This is a genomic window from Paenibacillus sp. FSL H7-0716 (assembly GCF_038002705.1).
GTDB classification, from domain to species: domain Bacteria; phylum Bacillota; class Bacilli; order Paenibacillales; family Paenibacillaceae; genus Paenibacillus_AQ; species Paenibacillus_AQ odorifer.
The window spans coordinates 1-17,502 of sequence record NZ_JBBODA010000052.1; the positions used below are offsets into that span (position 1 = coordinate 1).

Sequence of the window (17,502 nt, forward strand, 5' to 3'; positions counted from 1 at the left end):
GCATCTCAAATATGTGCTTTTTTCGCAAATAGTGGCTATACGGTCCGTAGGTATATAGGTGAGCACGACCAGTATCGCGTGACCAACTAATCGAATGGGTGAGCACGACCAGTGGAGCGTGACCAACTATTCGAATGAGTGAGTACGACCAGTATCGCGTGACCAACTAATCAAATGGCGCTTCCCAATGATCGCCGGCTGACTCGCTAATTATCCGTAGTTTCCAGTAATCTATGGTGAGCCTCATCTTTCCACAACCTCCATAAATCCCACAATAAGCGCCACGGTAGCCTTTTTAAGCTAGAGCATGTCCTATTTCCCTATAATCCACATTGACTTGGGTTTGTCACACCCCTATGATGATTATTAATATAAAAATATATGACACAAAGAGGAGCGAAACATCATGGCTTTGGAGATCGAACGCAAGTTTCTGCTGCCGGAATTTCCGGAGCAGCTGATTCAAAAGGGAGAATTGAAGATTGTTACCCGTCATAGTATCGATCAGACATATCTGGCGATAGATGGAGGGCAAGAGCTTCGTGTGCGTAAAATTACGGATCTGGACTCAGGTGAGGTAACCTACACGCATACGTTTAAGGATGGCAAAGGGATCAAACGCGAAGAGATCGAATATTTTATCTCAGAGGGTTTATATAATCAGATGATTGAAGCTGTAAATGCGGTAGCTTTGGTCAAAGAGCGAATTACAGCGGTGTGGAATGGCACAACGGTTGAGATCGACGTATATTCCCAGCTGAAATTGTCCGTATTGGAGGTTGAATTTGAATCTCTGGAGGAAGCGGAAAGCTTTAAAGAGCCGGAATGGTTCGGCAAGGATGTTAGTACAGAACGGCAATACAGCAACAAAACAGTCTGGAGAGAGCTGCAAAATAAGACAAAGAATTAACGGACTTTAGCGCGTAAACGTGGTAGTATATAGGGAAAACAAGCAGAAATAGCTTTATCATCCCTAACTAGCTTAAGGATAACGTTTAGGGTGAAACTTATAGTTAATTATAAGAACTTATAAGTGGTGCAACTATAATAGCCTTATATTTCTGCGAGAAACAGTTGTCTTCTATATAGAACGACAACGTTGTTTCTTCTTATCATATATTCTTGTCATATATTAACGAGGGGTTCAGGAGGATGAGCATGAAGTTTATAAGCACAAGAGGTAATGTGGAACCTAAAGGTTTTATTGATACGGTGTTGATGGGACTTGCGGACGACGGTGGGCTGATGGTTCCATCCGAGATTCCAGTGGTTTCAGCAGCAACGTTGGAAGAGTGGAGAAGTCTTAGCTATCAGGAGTTGTTCCTGAAGATTGTTGCCTATTACACCAATGATGAGATTCCTTACGAGGATTTGCAGGAAATGGTCAACACCAGTTATGCCAATTTCCGCACACCTGAAGTAACACCTATACACCAAGTGGATGATTCTTTATATGTACTTGAATTGTTCCATGGGCCTACTTTTGCTTTTAAGGATGTAGCGCTGCAGTTTATGGGTGAGCTGTATTCATATATTTCCAAAAAACAAAACAAAATTATCCACATCCTCGGTGCAACCTCTGGGGACACTGGAGCGGCGGCCATTCAAGGTGTACGCGGCAAAGAAGGCATCAAGATCTGTATTCTCCATCCACATGGCAGGGTAAGTAAAGTACAGGAGCTGCAGATGACTACGGTGGACGACAGCAATGTACTGAATTTGTCTGTTCATGGTAACTTTGATGATTGCCAGAAGGTGATTAAGGATCTGTTCGCAGATCTGGACTTTAAAGGTCGGTATCATCTGCGTGCAATCAATTCCATTAACTTTGTGCGGATTCTGGCGCAGACTGTTTATTATTTCTATGCATTCCTGCATGTCGATGGCAGCAACGAGAAGAAGATTAATATCAGCGTGCCTTCCGGCAACTTCGGTAATATTTTCTCGGGCTATTTGGCTAAGCAAATGGGACTTCCTATTAACAAGCTAATCATTGCTACAAATGAAAATAATATTTTGGAGCGTTTTGTGAATACTGGCGAATACAAACCAGGTAATTTCACAAGCACTTACAGCCCTTCGATGGATATCCAAGTGGCCAGTAATTTCGAACGGTATCTGTATTATCTGGTAGGCGAGGATTCTGAGAAGTTATCCGCGTATATGTCCAAGCTGCAAATCGAAGGCAAGATTACGGTTGAAGGCGAGGCGCTTCAGCAGGTGCAGAAGGATTTTGCAGCGCTGGGTGTGAAGAATGATCAATGCTTGAATACGATCGCTAAGTATCAAAAAGAATACGGCTACCTGCTTGATCCGCATACAGCATGTGGAATCGCGGCTTACGAAGCGTTTAATGGCCCGGATGAGATTGGCATTACCTTTGCGACTGCACATCCAGCTAAGTTCGATGAGGCAATTACTTTGATCGATATTAAGCAGGAATTCCCGGCACAGATTAAAGCATTGTTCGAGATGCCACAACATCAAACCGTAGTGGATCATGACAAGGATGAAATCGTGCGTCAGCTGCAAGCTTTTTACGGATTGTAATATCATATACAGTTCTACTTCACAGCACAGCCCCCGTTCTTGGGATAAGAACGGGGGCTGTTTGTGCGTTTATAGTAGCTTCTAACATTAACGTTGCGGCGTACGGGTCTGCTCCCTAGCTTTTTCACAAAAAGCAGCGACCTTGTAAGAGACATAGTACGCCAGCATTTTTTCAGAATCGGTAAAGTCGGTGTCCAGCAGTCTGCTAATAAGATCGAGCTTATATCTGAGTGTATTCCGGTGAATGTACAGCTCGTCTGAGGTAATCTGCATGTTCCGGTTATTTTTGAGATAAACGTAAAAGGTATGATATAGATTGGACTGGTGCACAGTATCGTATTCTTGAAGCTTGAGCAGCTCTGGATGGTAGTAGTTATTATCCTCGTTAAACACAACATCAGCAGAGAGCATCTCATAGAGCTGGATATCTGAATAGTAAGTCAGCTGCTGCTGCGGGCTGAGAATGGAACCGATCCGAATAGCGTTTCGGGAGTGAAGATAGTGTCTCCTACATTGCATAAGATTAGTGAACATATTGCTGATGCCAAGCGAGATGCCGGTTTGGGCTAGAAATTCCTGCAGCTGCTTATTTACAAGCTCTTTGGAGAGATTTCCATCATGGATCATTACAATCTGCCCGTCATAATAAGTGGAGGGACTGCCCGGAAAAAGCTGTTGCAAACGTTCTCTTAAATAATCATCATAACGGCCTGAACCCTCATACCAGGTAAGATCGAACAGCAGCACAAGCAGCTGATTCCCGAACTTTAGTCCTGCACTCCGCATTCTATCTTGAATAATCCGGTTGTCCTGAAGCTGTTCCTCTAGCAGAGCGCAGATAAAATCTTCAACTTTTATATTTTTGGCGTTGCGATAGTAGCTGTTTTTGCCCATCTCTTCGGCAAGTATGGTAGCGGTGATGGACAGTAGCTCGTTATCTCTGGCGCGAAAAGGATTTTTGCATCCAAGAAGCAATACATTGCCGATTTGTTTGCCGGCTACTTTTATTTTGGAGATCAGTTTGGAGTTTGACGTTTCCTCGCAGGTTACCTCATAAGATTCATCGCTTTGTTTCCCACGCTGGACACTGTTCATTTTGCTCACGGCCGCAATGAAGTCGTAAGAGCAATAACCTTTGCGGATATTATCACTCCATATGTAATCGTCGATATCGGAAAGGTCAGAGTGAGCTACAATTTTGAAGCTGCAATCAAATACAATGACGGGATTCTGCAGTAGCTCGGCAGCTGTCTGTACGATAGCTGAAAGGCCTGCACCTGAAATGTATGCAGTAAACAAAGATGCGGTATAATGCTCCATTTCGATTTTACCTGATACTTGCTCATTTAAGGAAACATCCATTCATATCGCCCCCTGTTTCAATAATAGTGCAATATGCACTATAAAGAAGTGATTTTTGGTGCTTGTAAATATATTCACAAAGTATTGGACGCCTTAAACTAAAGGTGGAGGTGCTAAGCAGATGAAATATGAAAAACTGTTTGCAGCAGGTAAAATTGGACGCCTTGAACTTAAGAATAGAATTGTATTGCCGGCTATGGGAACGTCACTGGCCGCGGCCAGTGGTGAAGCGTCGGATGAAATGATTGCTTTTTATGAGGAGCGTGCCGCGGGTGGCTGTGGTCTAATCATTACGGAAATTACGCGTGTGGATAATGAGACCGGAGTAGGTACACCGAACCAGCTGAATGCAAGTGACTTGCTGTTTGTGCCGCGTCTGGAGAAACTGGCAAGAGCTGTGCATCGTCATGACAGCAAAATATTCCTTCAGCTCCAGCATCCGGGCCGGCAAAATCACGGACGGCTTATTGGAGGCAAACAAATTGTTGCTCCTAGCGCAGTGATGTCTTCAGCGATTGGGGAAATGCCCCGGGAGCTGTCTACTGAAGAGGTAGAAGAGTTAGTTCGTAAATTTGTGTTCGGAGCTTATATAGCTAAAACAGCAGGTATTGATGGCGTGGAGATCCATGGTGCCCACGGCTATCTCGTAGGACAGTTTCTGAGCCCGCTTACCAATCTGAGAACTGATAAATATGGCGGTTCACTGGAAGGTAGAATGTCATTCCTGAACGAAATTGTGCTTGGCATCAAAAAGACCTGTGGCGCAGGATTCCCAGTATCGGTGCGAATCGACGGCGATGAATTTGTCTCAGGCGGGATTACACTGGATGAGGCTATCCAGACTGCGAAACATCTGGAAAGCATCGGAGTGGATTGCATAAATGTAAGCTCCGGCACTTATGAATCATCCAATACGATCATTGAGCCGATATCCTACCCGCAAGGCTGGAAAAAACATCTCTCCGCAGCCATTAAGCAAGCGGTGCAAATTCCAGTGATTGCTTGTGATGTGATCCGTAAGCCTGAATTTGCTGAGAGTCTGCTACAGGAAGGAAACACGGATTTTGTAGCCCTTGGAAGAGCCCAACTGGCCGATCCGGAGTGGGGGAACAAAGCCGCAGCAGGTAAAGAAGCAGAGATCAGAACCTGTATCTCTTGCCTCTACTGTATTCAGGAAGTGATGGAGTGCAAGGTAATCAAGTGTGCTGTCAATGCCAGAGTGGGCCGGGAGCTTGAATTTGCAGAACCAGCAAAAGATGGCAATGGCAAAGTAGTAGCTGTGATCGGCGGAGGTCCAGCAGGTATGGAAGCAGCACGGATTCTGGCACTCAGAGATTTTAAGCCTGTATTGTTCGAAGCCAGAGATGTGCTAGGCGGCAGCGTAGAGCTGGGAAGCCGGCCACCATTGAAGGAGAAGCTGAACTGGTTTATTGATAATATGCAGCATCAGTTAGAGATCCTGGATGTTGATGTGCGTCTCTCTACGAAACCTACGCTGGAACAACTGAAGCAACTGAACCCTTATGCGGTATTTGTTGCTGCTGGGGCACAGCCTATAGTGCCTGCTATTCCGGGAGTGAAGAAGGCAACGGTCTGCACCGTTGTTGATGTACTTAGTGGGTCAGTTGTGATTAAGAACAAGCAGGCTGTGGTCATCGGCTCCGGCATGACAGGGCTGGAAACGGCTGAATATTTAGCCGATATGGGAAATCAGGTCACGGTGGTGGAAATGCAGCCGCGGGTTGGCCCAGACGCCTATCTGCCAAATCTGATCGACATTGTGACTAGGTTGAAAAAGAACGGAGTGGAGCTCTTAGCATCAACCAAGCTGGTAGAAGTACAGGACGGCGCGGTTGTGCTTGAGAATACGTCCACTGGGGAAACTTCGCTGAAAAAGACGGATGCTGTTGTATTATCCATTGGTGTTACACCCGATCGCTCATTCGTTGATGAGCTGAAGCAGGTACTGCCCAATGTGAAGGTAATCGGCGATGCAGGCAAGCCAGGACGAATCGGACAGGCCATTCAATCTGGATTCGAGACGGCATTTGTGCTGAACTAAAGGGTTACTAATCTAAGGAGGGTTCATTCATGGTGAGTTTTGTGAAAAGTTTCGCAGATATGCAGAAATACGGAGGCAAGCCAACCACCTTTTATGATGCTGAGATGCTGACGGTGTATTGGGAGACCAAACCAGAGATTATCGAGCGTTTGTTGCCGAAGCCACTGAAGCCAACAAGCCGGCCGCTGGTAAATGCTTTTATCGCCAATTACCCAGCTACGAACTTTTGTCCACCTTATCGTGAAGCTGGATTGTTCGTTCTAGCAGACTATAACGGACAATTAGGCAACTACTGTCTGTCGATGCCTATTACAAGCGATATCGGGATGGCTATGGGCCGGGAAGTATGTGGGCTGCCTAAGAAAATGGCCGATGTGCGTATGCACACCTCAGAAGATGGCATTGATGGGGCAATCGGCCGGCATGGCATTGACTTTTTCAACGTAAAAGCCACTATGGATGGACACTTCAATGACAATGGAGCCGAGAAGATTCTGGAGGAATATTACGGCAAAGATATCCCTTTGTATAACATCAAATATGCCAATGCAATTGACGGAAACGGCTTCGATCTGATGCCAACCTTGGTCACACAGCGTTTAGTAAGTGAGGTTAAAGTCTATAAAGCGGCTGAAGCCTCTATCACCTTCCAAGACTCTCCGCATGATCCTTGGAGTGAGCTTGAAGTTGTGAATATGCTGGGCGCGGTTTACACCGTCAGTACAAATGTGCTTGAAAAAGGTAAAATTCTGGAGCCTCTGAATCCAATGGAGTATCTTCCATACTGCTATCTCCGCTGGGACTGGTGGGAGAACAATTTGCAACCTGTTTCCTCAGTATAAGCCTACACGTTTGAAGTGAGTTTGAACGAAATGAAACCGAAGAAGGAACGGCTAACCAAACATTAGGAGGAATTAGAATGACTAACCTTTTTGATTTGACGGGTAAGACAGCTATTATCGCAGGAGCATCCAGTGGGATCGGGGTACAATTCGCAGAGATGCTTGCTGAGCAAGGAGCAGACATTGCTATTTTGGCTAGAAGATATGACAAGCTTGTAGCAGTAGCCGAGGATATCCGTGCTAAATACCCTGAACGCAGAATAATTCCTATTGAGTGTGATGTAAGAAAAGAGGACCAGATTATTGTGGCTGTTCAAAAGGTTATGGAAGCCTTTGGCAAAATTGATATTCTGCTGAACAATGCTGGTGTGGTGGATGCGGTTCCGATTGAGGCATTGGAAGAAGAAGCTTGGGATCGGGTACTGGATACTGATTTAAAGGGCGTTTTCCTGATGTCGAAACATGTGATCCGGCATATGAAGGAACGGAATTACGGTAAAATCGTCAATACAGCCTCAATGCTAGGCCTTACAGCTTCTGCTTCGGTTCCTACACATTCTTACAATGCTGCTAAAGGTGGAGTGATCCATCTGACAAGAGGGGTGGCGGCAACTTATGCTAAGCATGGGATTACTGTTAATGCGATTGGACCAAGCTTGTTCAAAACTGAAATGACTGAGAATACGTTATTTGCAGAAAAAGCGCTAAAAATGTACAACGCAGTGTGTCCGATGGGGCGCCCTGGTAATCCGGGGGAATTAAACGGCGCTGTGCTCTACTTTGCTTCAGATGCTTCCAGCTACACTACAGGTCAGACTTTGTTTGTAGATGGCGGCTGGACGATTATATAGAGCTCATCTGGGTCCGTAAGCTCAGGGAATCATTGTAATTCCAAAAAAAGGGTATCTCAAAAGCCATGAAAGGGTGGCTGGGATACGCCTTTTTTTGCGTTGTACGATGAGAGGTGCTCCGCCAGTAACAAGAGAATTGCTGAATTTATCAGAAATTGTCGTTAATTTGCCTTAAAAAGTAGACATGACTACCTATGAGTGAGAAAATAGCATGTAGAGTTAGTAATAACTAAAAAGGACGGGATAACATCATGACAATTCGTTTCGGGGTCATTGGAACAAACTTTATTACAGACCGCTTCGTGCAAGCCGGCTTGGAGAATGAGGAGTTTATCCTGACAGCCGTGTACTCTCGCACAATGGAGAAAGGTCAGGCCTTTGCTGCTAAATATGCGGGAGCTACAATTTATACGAATCTGGAAGATATGGTGAAAAGCAAAGATGTAGATGCTATATATATTGCCAGTCCAAATTCTATGCATGCAGAACAAGCGATTATGTGCTTAAATCACGGCAAGCATGTGCTCTGCGAGAAACCGGCTGCATCCAACAGTACGGAGCTTAAAGCTATGATTGAAGCTGCGCGTACAAATGATGTGCTGCTGGTAGAGGCGATGAAATCGACCTTTATGCCGAACTTTGGAGTGATTCGGGATAATTTGTATAAACTCGGCCAAGTTCGCCGTTATTTTGCAAGTTACTGTAAGTACTCCTCCAGATATGATGCTTATCGGCAGGGGACTGTGCTAAATGCGTTTAATCCCGCTTTTTCCAATGGCTCATTAATGGATCTTGGTGTGTACTGTTTGTATCCAATGGTAGTGCTCTTTGGCAAGCCTCAATCAGTACAGGCAGTGGGTGTCATGCTCTCCTCAGGTGTGGATGGTGAAGGAAGTCTCATTATGAAATATGACGATATGGATGCGGTAGTTATGCACTCCAAGATTTCCGACTCCTATCTGCCAGCTGAGATTCATGGAGAGAACGGTACGATGGTGATCGACAAGATCAATGAGCCTTATCAGGTGAAAATTTACTATCGTGATGGTACAGTTGAGGAGCTTACGTTGCCTCAGGTGTTTGAACCTATGTATTATGAGGTTGAGGAATTCATCAACTTGATTAAGAATGGTGAACGGGAGAGCAGAATTAATACTCATGAGAACTCCATGGCCGCAGCAGAGATTATGGAGGAAGCCAGAGCACAGATCGGTCTCCGCTATGCCTCAGATTTATAATAAATAGAATGGGGAGCAGGACTTGAAGACTTTTAAAAAGGTTTATATTGAGATAACAAGCGTCTGCAACCTCGCCTGCAGCTTTTGTCCACAAACCGCCCGGACGAAAAATTTCATGAAGCTTGATACGTTTAATACGATATTGGATGAAATTAAACCACACAGCAATCATATTTATCTTCACGTCAAAGGGGAGCCGTTGCTGCATCCCAAGATAGGTGAACTGCTGGATGCTGCTCATGCCAAAGGGTTCAAGGTTAATATTACAACTAATGGCACGTTAATTCATAAAGCCGGACCTAAAATTCTTGGTAAGCCCGCACTGCGTCAGATGAACTTTTCTCTGCACAGCTTTGATGGGCATGAAGGGTCAGAGAACCGTGAAGGCTATCTTTCAGAGATAATTTCTTTTGTACGGGAAGCCTCAGCGCAAGGGGTCATTATTTCTTTCCGCTTGTGGAATTTGACGGAGGATAATCTGACGAATCTGGAGAGAAACCGTAACCGTGAAACCCTCGCCCTGCTGGAGGAAGCCTTCAACTTGGATTTCAAGATCGAAGAAAAGGTTATGCCTGGCAGTGGTGTCAAGATTGCCCCACGCGTCTACCTTAATCAGGACCATGAGTTCCGTTGGCCAGCGCTAAATGAGCCGGAAGATGACGGAAAAGGGTTCTGTCATGCCCTGCGGAGCCAAGCGGCGATCCTTGTGGATGGCACTGTTGTGCCATGCTGTCTGGATGGTGAAGGAGTAATTAACCTAGGCAACATCCATGAAACTCCGTTCTCAGAGATTGTGGAAGGGGAGCGGGCGAACAACTTATTCTATGGCTTTTCACGTAGAGAAGCGGTGGAGGAGCTGTGCCGCAAATGTGGGTATCGGCAGCGGTTCGGAACCTAATGATTGGAATGCAAACAGAACCGGGACATGGCTATTTCATGAGTCCTGGTTCTGTTTTTTAATTAACGCGATTGTATATATAATAATAGGTCTTTATAGTCTCCACTTTGGAGCGAAGGAGGAGCATATGCTGAAATCACTGAAAGCCATCGCCTTATACCGTGAAGGTGTGCAAGATCATTTGGAGGATCACCTCTGGCTGAAGCTTATTGTCCAAGCGGAGGAGCAGATTGTAAATTTGGAACGTGTGGAATCTCTGGAGGAGCTGGATCGCAGGAATCCCGTACTGGATTATGTGGAACGTAGCTTGCAGATTCTGGACCAGCTCCCCCGTTCTATTTGGATAAAAGAGCTGGTGGAGGAAACGTTAATTTGGTCAGAAACGGCTAAGGGAGGTACAGCAAAGGAGCGGCTGGTTTGGCAGGAGGAAGGGATCAATTGTTTTGTACATAATTTAGGTTCCGCACAGTTATATGAGAGATATTTAGGGAGGGCTGTTTCCGAGAAAGGTGCGATGATTCAGCGGCTAATTGAGACTCATGGACTCATAGGACAGCAAATTCGCGGAGAAGTGCCGCCGGAAGTCAATAAGCCACTCCATGATATAGTGGAAGATCAGCTGCTAACCGCGGAGGAACTGGAACGCCTGCTGACTGTGCTCAATCAATGCATCATCGGAGCTGTGTCTCCCGAGTTATGGCAGAATGTGCAGCATGAAGTGAAGCAGCTTATTGAGCTGATTTCTTCAGGCAATCTTGCTAGTCCAATGCCGATGAAAGAACGACTGCGCAGAATGCGGCTGGGTCCGATCTCTAGAGGAGAGGATTTCACTACGGAATGGGCTAAGCTGACGCAGGAAGGTTTCCATGCCGAACGGTTGGAGTCATTAAGTAAGATTACCTTCTGGTATGTAGAATCTGCACTACAGACCTTTTCGCTGGAGCAATTTCTGAAGGTGATGGTGCTTGCTGCCCAGAGGGCGCAGAATGAATTCTTATGCCATATCAGCTTCGAACACGTCATGAACAGCATTTACTACGATTACAAGGGTGTTAAGAAGACCAATGTTTATAAGAAGCGGATTATCGAAAAATATTTAGCGGAGCTTACATGGAAGGATATCGAGCAAGGGACTTTGCCTGCTGAGAACCCTCACCTACTCTTGCAGCAATATTCTAAGGAACATCTGCCAGGCACGGTGTTTTTTCAATTCCAATTCTCGGCAGCGGCTGAGAAGCTGATCGAATTCTGTATGGAAGCTGAAAAATCACCCTTGTATGAACGTGCTGTATTGCTGTTATTCGACCTATTCGAGTTGCGCAGGGATGCTTTCGACCGTTTTCATAATGAAGAAACCTACCTAAGCCAAATGAATAATACAGCAGATTATAAAGCCGTAATTCTGGATCATGTCACTGGACAAAAAGTGCTGGATATCGGTCCGGGCGGCGGTGTGCTGCTGGATTTACTGGAAGAGCGTATGCCCGAGGTTACCCCTATCGGCATTGATATATCAAGCAATGTAGTGGAAGCCTTGCGGCAACGCAAGCAGCGGGAAGGTCGCCACTGGGAGGTGCTGCAGGGAGATGCGTTGAACCTTAAAGATTTCGTGGAGGCCGGAACGGTGGACACGGTAATTTTCTCTTCGATTTTGCATGAGCTATATTCTTATGTGCCGCTAAATGGTAATAAATTCAATCACGACACCGTCTCCGCAGCTCTGCGAAGTGCCTTTGCGGTATTGTCAGCTGGCGGGGTTATCATTATCCGCGATGGGATCATGACCGAACCTGCATCATTGCTGCGGAGAGTTCGCTTTTTGGAAGAGGACGGTCTGATGTGGCTGGAGCGTTATGCGAAGGATTTTGCTGGACGTCAGATTCAGTTTCAGAGATTAGGGGAACAAGAAGTACTCATGCCCGTTAATGATGCCATGGAATTTTTATATACTTATACCTGGGGCGAAGAGGCTTATATCCACGAAGTCCAAGAACAGTTTGGTTATTTCACCCCTACGGAGTTTGCCTCATTTATTGAACAGATTTTAGGAGAGCAAGCAAAGATTGAGGTCTTCCGGCATTACCTGCAAGAAGGTTATACCGAAGCTCTGCGTGATAGAGTAAGGTTCATGGATGAGAGCGGACAGGAAGTGGCGCTGCCGGACAGCACCTGCTTTATTGTGATTCGGAAGGAATAGCCGAAAAATAACATCAGCTGCATCTAAAAAAGCAATCGGCAGGCCCTCTGATGCGGGGAGATCCGATTGCTTTTTTATATAGAGAATCTTGCCCTTGTTAGATTAGTATTTCTAGCTGCGACTTATCAGATTCTTCGGCTAAACGTTGAATTTCTTGATAGGTAGCTAATTGTTCTGTCCGCTCATTGGTATTCTCTTCAGAAGGTTTAATTTCTGTTGAACCTGCTTTATCGATCTGATCTTTAATTTTATCTCCCGTGTCTTTCATGGCATCGCCTAACGTTTCGTTCATTTCCGATAGTTTAGTTTCGATTTTGGATAACTGCTCCCGTTTGGCTGTTGCAGAATGAGTAGAACGAGCCTCATCCAGTTCTATTTCCTTGGTCAGAATTTTAGCCTCGCCACGCATCTTAGTGTGGGTAGAAGAAACTACCTCCATTTGGCTAACATCTTGGCTTACAGAAACAATTGTATTCAATCTTTCATTTTGTATCTCTTGCTCGGTTTTAGGTTCATCCTTTGAATTAGCTTTTTGAGCATCTTCTAAGTTCTTTTGTTGCTCTTCGAAGCTGTATTTTGCAATTTGTTGGTCAATCGTTTGAAGCTGCTTGTCGAACTCCTTAAGTTGATCTTGAATAGATTCGAGATTATGTGAACTTTTGGTAGTTCTTTCAATCAGACTGTTCTTACTGTCGATGATATTTTGTTTTTGTTTAAGCAGGGAGTTAACCATTCCGTCCATTTTGGATTGACTTTGAAAAGCGGCCTTTGCAGATTTACTTATTGATAATTTGTCTCCATTACCATTACCACTAATATTGCTGTTTGATTTCATAGTTTTATCATTAGTTTGGTGACTAACAGATACATTAAACCTCGTTCCCATAGATGAGGTCATATTCGTTATATGCATGGTTCATTATCCTCCTACGACGATAAGATCTATCTATAATATATCGGCAAATCAGCAGTAATATTTAATAAAGAGAGCTGTTAGCCGCAGCGCTGTTTGATGGACGCTTAACAACTTCTTTGTCCAAATTATATTTGATAAGCATATCTGAACAAAGCCTGGAAGAGGAAGATATTTTCGATGCCAGGCTTTGTTATGTCTATTTGCCGGTGAATTTTTGTCGGAAGTTAGAGGGAGAAATGCCTTCTTTCTTGGAGAAGCAGGAAGAGTAGTAAGTAATATGATGAAAGCCAACCTCTTCAGCGATGCGGGCAATGGACCAGGAAGTTTGAATTAACAGCCGTTTGGATTGTTCTAGACGATAGGACAGGAGATAGGCCATAGGGGTCACACCGTATATTTTTAGCATGTTTTTGGCGAGATAGTTGGGATGATAGTTAAGTTCTTTTTGAAGTAAGGAGTTAGAGACATCGCGAGTATAATTTTGCCGAATGAACAATTCAATCTTCTCGGCGAGATGAATGGCGGTTGCATCGGATGCCTCGGCCAGATCGCGGTCCAAGAATTGCAGGAACTGTTGAAAGGAGGCTTGGCGCTTCCAGTTGCGCATCGACTGGGGTTCTTGTTCCAGATGGAAAAAGAACTCTAATACCTCCATTGCCTTCTCTGATATTTCCGTATACTTCGGAATAAAGATCGAGCATACATCGCAGTGATTTAAATAAGCTTTTTGTTTATGGCTTTCGATGAGCTCGCTCTGATTCTCCAGACATTCGTTCATATCCTGACACTCGATCCAGCTGCCGAAGGTCTGAAAATGAATCCAGATGATTTCTGTTTCGATAGGACAGGGGGCAAAGCCATAGTGATGGGCATCTGGACGAAGGATGAGGAATTCTCCTTCCTTTAGCTCCCAGTGCACCTCGTTCTCGGCGATGGGCAACATCCCCTTTTTAACAATGATTAGATCAAATACGCCGATGCAATTACGACTGATATGATAGTCTCCAGCATTGTAGTGAGCACGGCCACAGTCTATGAAATAAGGAATAGGCGGTGTGATAAAGCTAAGAATTGGTGAGTTCATAGCGAGCCTCCAAAAGGTTGTATTTCCTAAAAATCAGGGCGGAATCCATCGTTTTTTTATGATGTAGATGAAACTAGCCTGCACCTTTCCTAAACTCCGAAGGCGAGCATTTCATCGCTTTGCGGAAAACCTTTATGAAATAGCTTACATTATCAAATCCGACCTCGAATGCGATGTCGGATATTTTTCTTTCACTTTGTTGCAGCAGATCGGCAGCCTGGCGAATCCGGTAAGAGTTGATATAATCGACCGGCGTTTTACGAGTCATCATTTTGAAGAAGCGGCAGAATTGCCCCTCGCTCATGGGAATAAGCTCTGATAGATCACGGGTACGTATCGGTTCCTGATAGTTATCTTGGATATAAAGGATCACCTTTTTAAGGCGGTTAATCTTGGTGGTATCTGCATCATCTGATTGGCTGCGGTTCTCAAATCGGCCCTCTGCGGTAATCTTGGAAAGCATGATTAGCAAAGTTCCTTTCATAAAGGTCTCAAATCCGGGCATTTTATTAGCGTATGCCTCCATCATTTGCTCCAGATGATGAAGCAGCTCCTGCTGCCAAGGGACACCGGGTGTAAGATGTCTCGGAAAGCTCTGGCGTTTCTCTTGCAGTGGCAAAATCGCGTTTTGCTGGATCGTATCGTACTGGGCGCTAGCCAAAAGATCAGGCAGAAATACAAGCGCACAGAATTTGCAGGGGGTGTCTTCGTTCAGCACATAGGCGGCGTGTATATCGCCAGATTCGATAAATACCGCTTCGCCCGCGCGGAGTGGAAAATATTCTGTGTCTACTTGGAACAGAATTTCTCCTTCTAGCAGCATAAAGAACTCCGCTTCTTCATGCCAATGTGTATCGAGTACATGCGTTCCGGATGGAAGTTCTATCCAATAAGCTGCGAGTGGAAACATACTATCTCCATGAACTCTGTTTTCTTTTAGCAAACTCTGAGTTGTACGGTCCATATAAAGGCCTCTTTTCTTAAAGAACATCAAAATAGTGTTATAAATGAGCTATATAGTATTAGTTTTGTTCATTTTTTATCGGTATAATGCAACTATAAACACCAAATTGAAAGGTGGCAAGTACACAATGAAATTTACTGATGGTCTCTGGCTGGTTCGTGAAGGTATCACGATTAACGGCGCAGTTCAAAATTATGTTGTAGAAAAGACTCCCGAAGGATTAACAGCAATTACACAAACGACTCCAATCACAGGGCGCGCAGCAACGCTGAATTCAACCCTGCTTACTGTAAAATTCCATTCCCCGCTTCCAGGCGTGGTAGGTATTAAAATTATTCATCATGATGGTGTACAGGAACGTGGTCCGGTTTTCGAACTGACTAAAGGTACTGGCGATCATGTGAAGATTGAAGAAACGGATCTCGAAACCGTGCTGATCAGCGGCGGACTTCGTGTAGTGATTCGCAAAGGCGAACAATGGGCGGTGGATTTCTATCGCGGCGAAGAACGTATTACAGGCAGTGGCTTTAAATCCATGGCTTACATCACCGACCAAGACGGCAACACGTACATGCGTGATGAGCTGGATCTCGGCGTAGGCGAATTCGTATATGGTCTGGGCGAACGTTTTACCGCTTTCGTGAAAAATGGACAAACCGTTGATATCTGGAACAAAGATGGCGGCACTAGCTCTGAGCAAGCTTACAAAAACATTCCTTTCTACGTATCAAGCAAAGGTTATGGCGTATTCGTTAATCATCCGGAATTGGTTTCCTATGAAATCGCTTCAGAAAAAGTGAAAAAAGCCCAATTCAGCGTAGCTGGAGAAAGCTTGGAATACTTCGTAATCGATGGACCTACCATTAAAGACGTTATTAGCAACTATACTGCTCTTACAGGTAAACCAGCGCTTCCACCAGCATGGACTTTTGGCTTGTGGCTGACAACTTCGTTCACTACCAACTATGATGAAGAGACTGTAAATTCCTTCGTAGAAGGTATGGCAGAACGTGATCTGCCGCTGCATGTATTCCACTTTGACTGCTTCTGGATGCGTGAGTATCAATGGACTGATTTTGAATGGGATAAACGTGTATTCCCAGATCCAGAGGGCATGCTGAAACGCCTGAAGGAAAAAGGCCTGAAGATCTGCGTATGGATCAACTCTTATATTGGTCAACGTTCACGCTTGTTCGAAGAAGGCAAGAAAAACGGCTACCTGATCAAAAAGCCTAACGGCGATGTTTATCAATGTGACCTGTGGCAAGCAGGTATGGGACTTGTGGATTTCACTAACCCTGCGGCTTGTGAATGGTATGCCGGCTACCTGCGCGATTTGGTAGATATGGGCGTAGACAGCTTCAAGACAGACTTCGGTGAGCGGATTCCTACAGATGTAGTTTATTTCGACGGATCTGATCCGATGAAAATGCACAACTACTACACGCAACTGTACAACAAAGTTGTATTTGAAGTATTGGAAGAGAAGCTTGGTAAGAATGAGGCAGCATTGTTCGCACGTTCTGCAACTGCTGGCGGCCAACAGTTCCCAGTTCACTGGGGCGGAGATTGCTACGCAGATTATGAATCCATGGCAGAAAGCCTTCGTGGCGGTTTGTCCCTGGGCTTGTCCGGTTTCGGTTTCTGGAGTCACGATATCGGTGGTTTCGAGAACACTGCACCGGCACATGTATTCAAACGCTGGTTAGCTTTTGGACTATTGTCCAGCCACAGCCGTCTGCACGGCAGCACTTCGTACCGTGTGCCTTGGGCATACGATGATGAAGCTTGTGATGTCACCCGTTTCTTCACGAAGCTTAAATGCAGCTTGATGCCTTACCTGTATGATGTGGCTGGGCAGGCTGCAGAGCATGGCTGGGCTTCTATGCGGGCGATGGTTATGGAATTCCCGGAAGATCCAACATGCGAAGTGCTGGATCGCCAATACATGCTGGGTGATTCCTTGCTCGTAGCGCCTATTTTCCAAGAAAACGGCGAAGTGAAATACTACCTGCCAGCAGGTCGCTGGACTCACCTGTTATCTGGTGAAACTGTACAAGGCGGATCATGGCGCAAAGAGAAATATGATTTCTTCAGCCTACCACTGTTCGTTCGTCAGAACTCCTTGCTGGCAATCGGCAGCATCGACAACAAACCGGATTACGACTTTGCGGATGGCGTGAAATTTGGCCTGTATTCACTTGAAGAAGGTACTACTACTTCTGCAACCGTACGTGATCTTAAGGGTGCTCCTGAATTGACTGTGAAGGCTGCCCGCAAAGGCAACAGCGTAACAGTTACTGCAGAAGGCAGCGGTAAAGAATTCTCGCTTTCCCTTAAAGATCTGGGAGCTATCGCTTCCGTAGAAGGTGCAGAGCAAGTAGATGAGACTACAGTGAAAGTAAACGCAGGTGCAAAATCCGCATCGTTTACCATTACACTGAAATAAGATGATTTTTTAAAGCATATTGATATAGCCATAACCTCTCTTGTAGACTGGGTGAATGATCCGTTCCCTGGTTTATAGGAGAGGTTTTA

General features: G+C 45.1%; 13 protein-coding genes. 9 read left to right on the plus strand and 4 right to left on the minus strand.

The annotated features are described in order from the left end of the window. Positions 1-406: 406 nt before the first annotated feature. Together MHH60_RS31200 and thrC are read left to right on the plus strand one after the other, a co-directional pair. Positions 407-910, plus strand: a complete 504-nt coding sequence (locus MHH60_RS31200) for a CYTH domain-containing protein (RefSeq protein WP_076105418.1) — start codon at positions 407-409, stop codon at positions 908-910. A 248-nt stretch (positions 911-1,158) separates the two neighbouring features. After that, positions 1,159-2,550, plus strand: a complete 1,392-nt coding sequence (gene thrC / locus MHH60_RS31205) for a threonine synthase (RefSeq protein ID WP_076137748.1) — start codon at positions 1,159-1,161, stop codon at positions 2,548-2,550. An 87-nt stretch (positions 2,551-2,637) separates the two neighbouring features. On the opposite strand, the gene MHH60_RS31210 is transcribed toward thrC, so the two are convergent. Beyond that, complete coding sequence (locus tag MHH60_RS31210; protein WP_076137746.1) at positions 2,638-3,912, minus strand: PucR family transcriptional regulator; 1,275 nt, start codon at positions 3,910-3,912, stop codon at positions 2,638-2,640. 121 nt (positions 3,913-4,033) lie between these two features. Here MHH60_RS31210 and MHH60_RS31215 point away from each other — a divergent pair, with 121 nt between their 5' ends. The 6 genes from MHH60_RS31215 (at position 4,034) to MHH60_RS31240 (ending at position 12,000) form a co-directional block, all read left to right on the plus strand. Continuing rightward, positions 4,034-5,974: an NAD(P)/FAD-dependent oxidoreductase gene (locus MHH60_RS31215; protein ID WP_076137744.1), complete on the plus strand. Its 1,941-nt coding sequence runs from the start codon at positions 4,034-4,036 to the stop codon at positions 5,972-5,974. 29 nt (positions 5,975-6,003) lie between these two features. Further along, positions 6,004-6,816 carry an acetoacetate decarboxylase family protein gene (locus MHH60_RS31220; RefSeq protein ID WP_081389119.1) on the plus strand — a complete coding sequence of 271 codons (813 nt, stop codon included), beginning with the start codon at positions 6,004-6,006 and terminating at the stop codon, positions 6,814-6,816. Positions 6,817-6,893: 77 nt separating this feature from the next. Continuing rightward, the gene (locus MHH60_RS31225; protein ID WP_036680744.1) at positions 6,894-7,667 is read left to right on the plus strand and encodes an SDR family NAD(P)-dependent oxidoreductase; all 774 of its coding nucleotides are present in this window, start codon (positions 6,894-6,896) and stop codon (positions 7,665-7,667) included. Positions 7,668-7,918: 251 nt separating this feature from the next. Then, positions 7,919-8,905: a Gfo/Idh/MocA family protein gene (locus MHH60_RS31230; protein ID WP_038568824.1), complete on the plus strand. Its 987-nt coding sequence runs from the start codon at positions 7,919-7,921 to the stop codon at positions 8,903-8,905. A 22-nt stretch (positions 8,906-8,927) separates the two neighbouring features. After that, the gene (locus MHH60_RS31235; protein ID WP_076105414.1) at positions 8,928-9,803 is read left to right on the plus strand and encodes a radical SAM/SPASM domain-containing protein; all 876 of its coding nucleotides are present in this window, start codon (positions 8,928-8,930) and stop codon (positions 9,801-9,803) included. A gap of 127 nt (positions 9,804-9,930) precedes the next feature. Further along, positions 9,931-12,000 carry a class I SAM-dependent methyltransferase gene (locus MHH60_RS31240; RefSeq protein ID WP_076137742.1) on the plus strand — a complete coding sequence of 690 codons (2,070 nt, stop codon included), beginning with the start codon at positions 9,931-9,933 and terminating at the stop codon, positions 11,998-12,000. Between the two features lie 97 nt (positions 12,001-12,097). Here the strand turns inward: MHH60_RS31240 and MHH60_RS31245 are convergent, their stop codons facing one another. The 3 genes from MHH60_RS31245 to MHH60_RS31255 form a co-directional block, all read right to left on the minus strand. After that, positions 12,098-12,913 (minus strand): hypothetical protein, encoded by an 816-nt coding sequence (locus MHH60_RS31245; protein WP_076137740.1) that lies wholly within the window; start codon positions 12,911-12,913, stop codon positions 12,098-12,100. Positions 12,914-13,112: 199 nt separating this feature from the next. Next, positions 13,113-14,000 carry a helix-turn-helix transcriptional regulator gene (locus tag MHH60_RS31250; RefSeq protein WP_076129612.1) on the minus strand — a complete coding sequence of 296 codons (888 nt, stop codon included), beginning with the start codon at positions 13,998-14,000 and terminating at the stop codon, positions 13,113-13,115. A gap of 73 nt (positions 14,001-14,073) precedes the next feature. Then, a complete protein-coding gene (locus MHH60_RS31255) occupies positions 14,074-14,964 on the minus strand; it encodes an AraC family transcriptional regulator (protein ID WP_076137738.1) in 891 nt (296 codons plus the stop codon). A gap of 127 nt (positions 14,965-15,091) precedes the next feature. Here MHH60_RS31255 and yicI point away from each other — a divergent pair, with 127 nt between their 5' ends. Beyond that, entirely contained in the window at positions 15,092-17,413 is a 2,322-nt protein-coding gene (gene yicI, locus MHH60_RS31260) for an alpha-xylosidase (RefSeq protein WP_038568831.1), read from the plus strand. Positions 17,414-17,502: the final 89 nt, after the last annotated feature.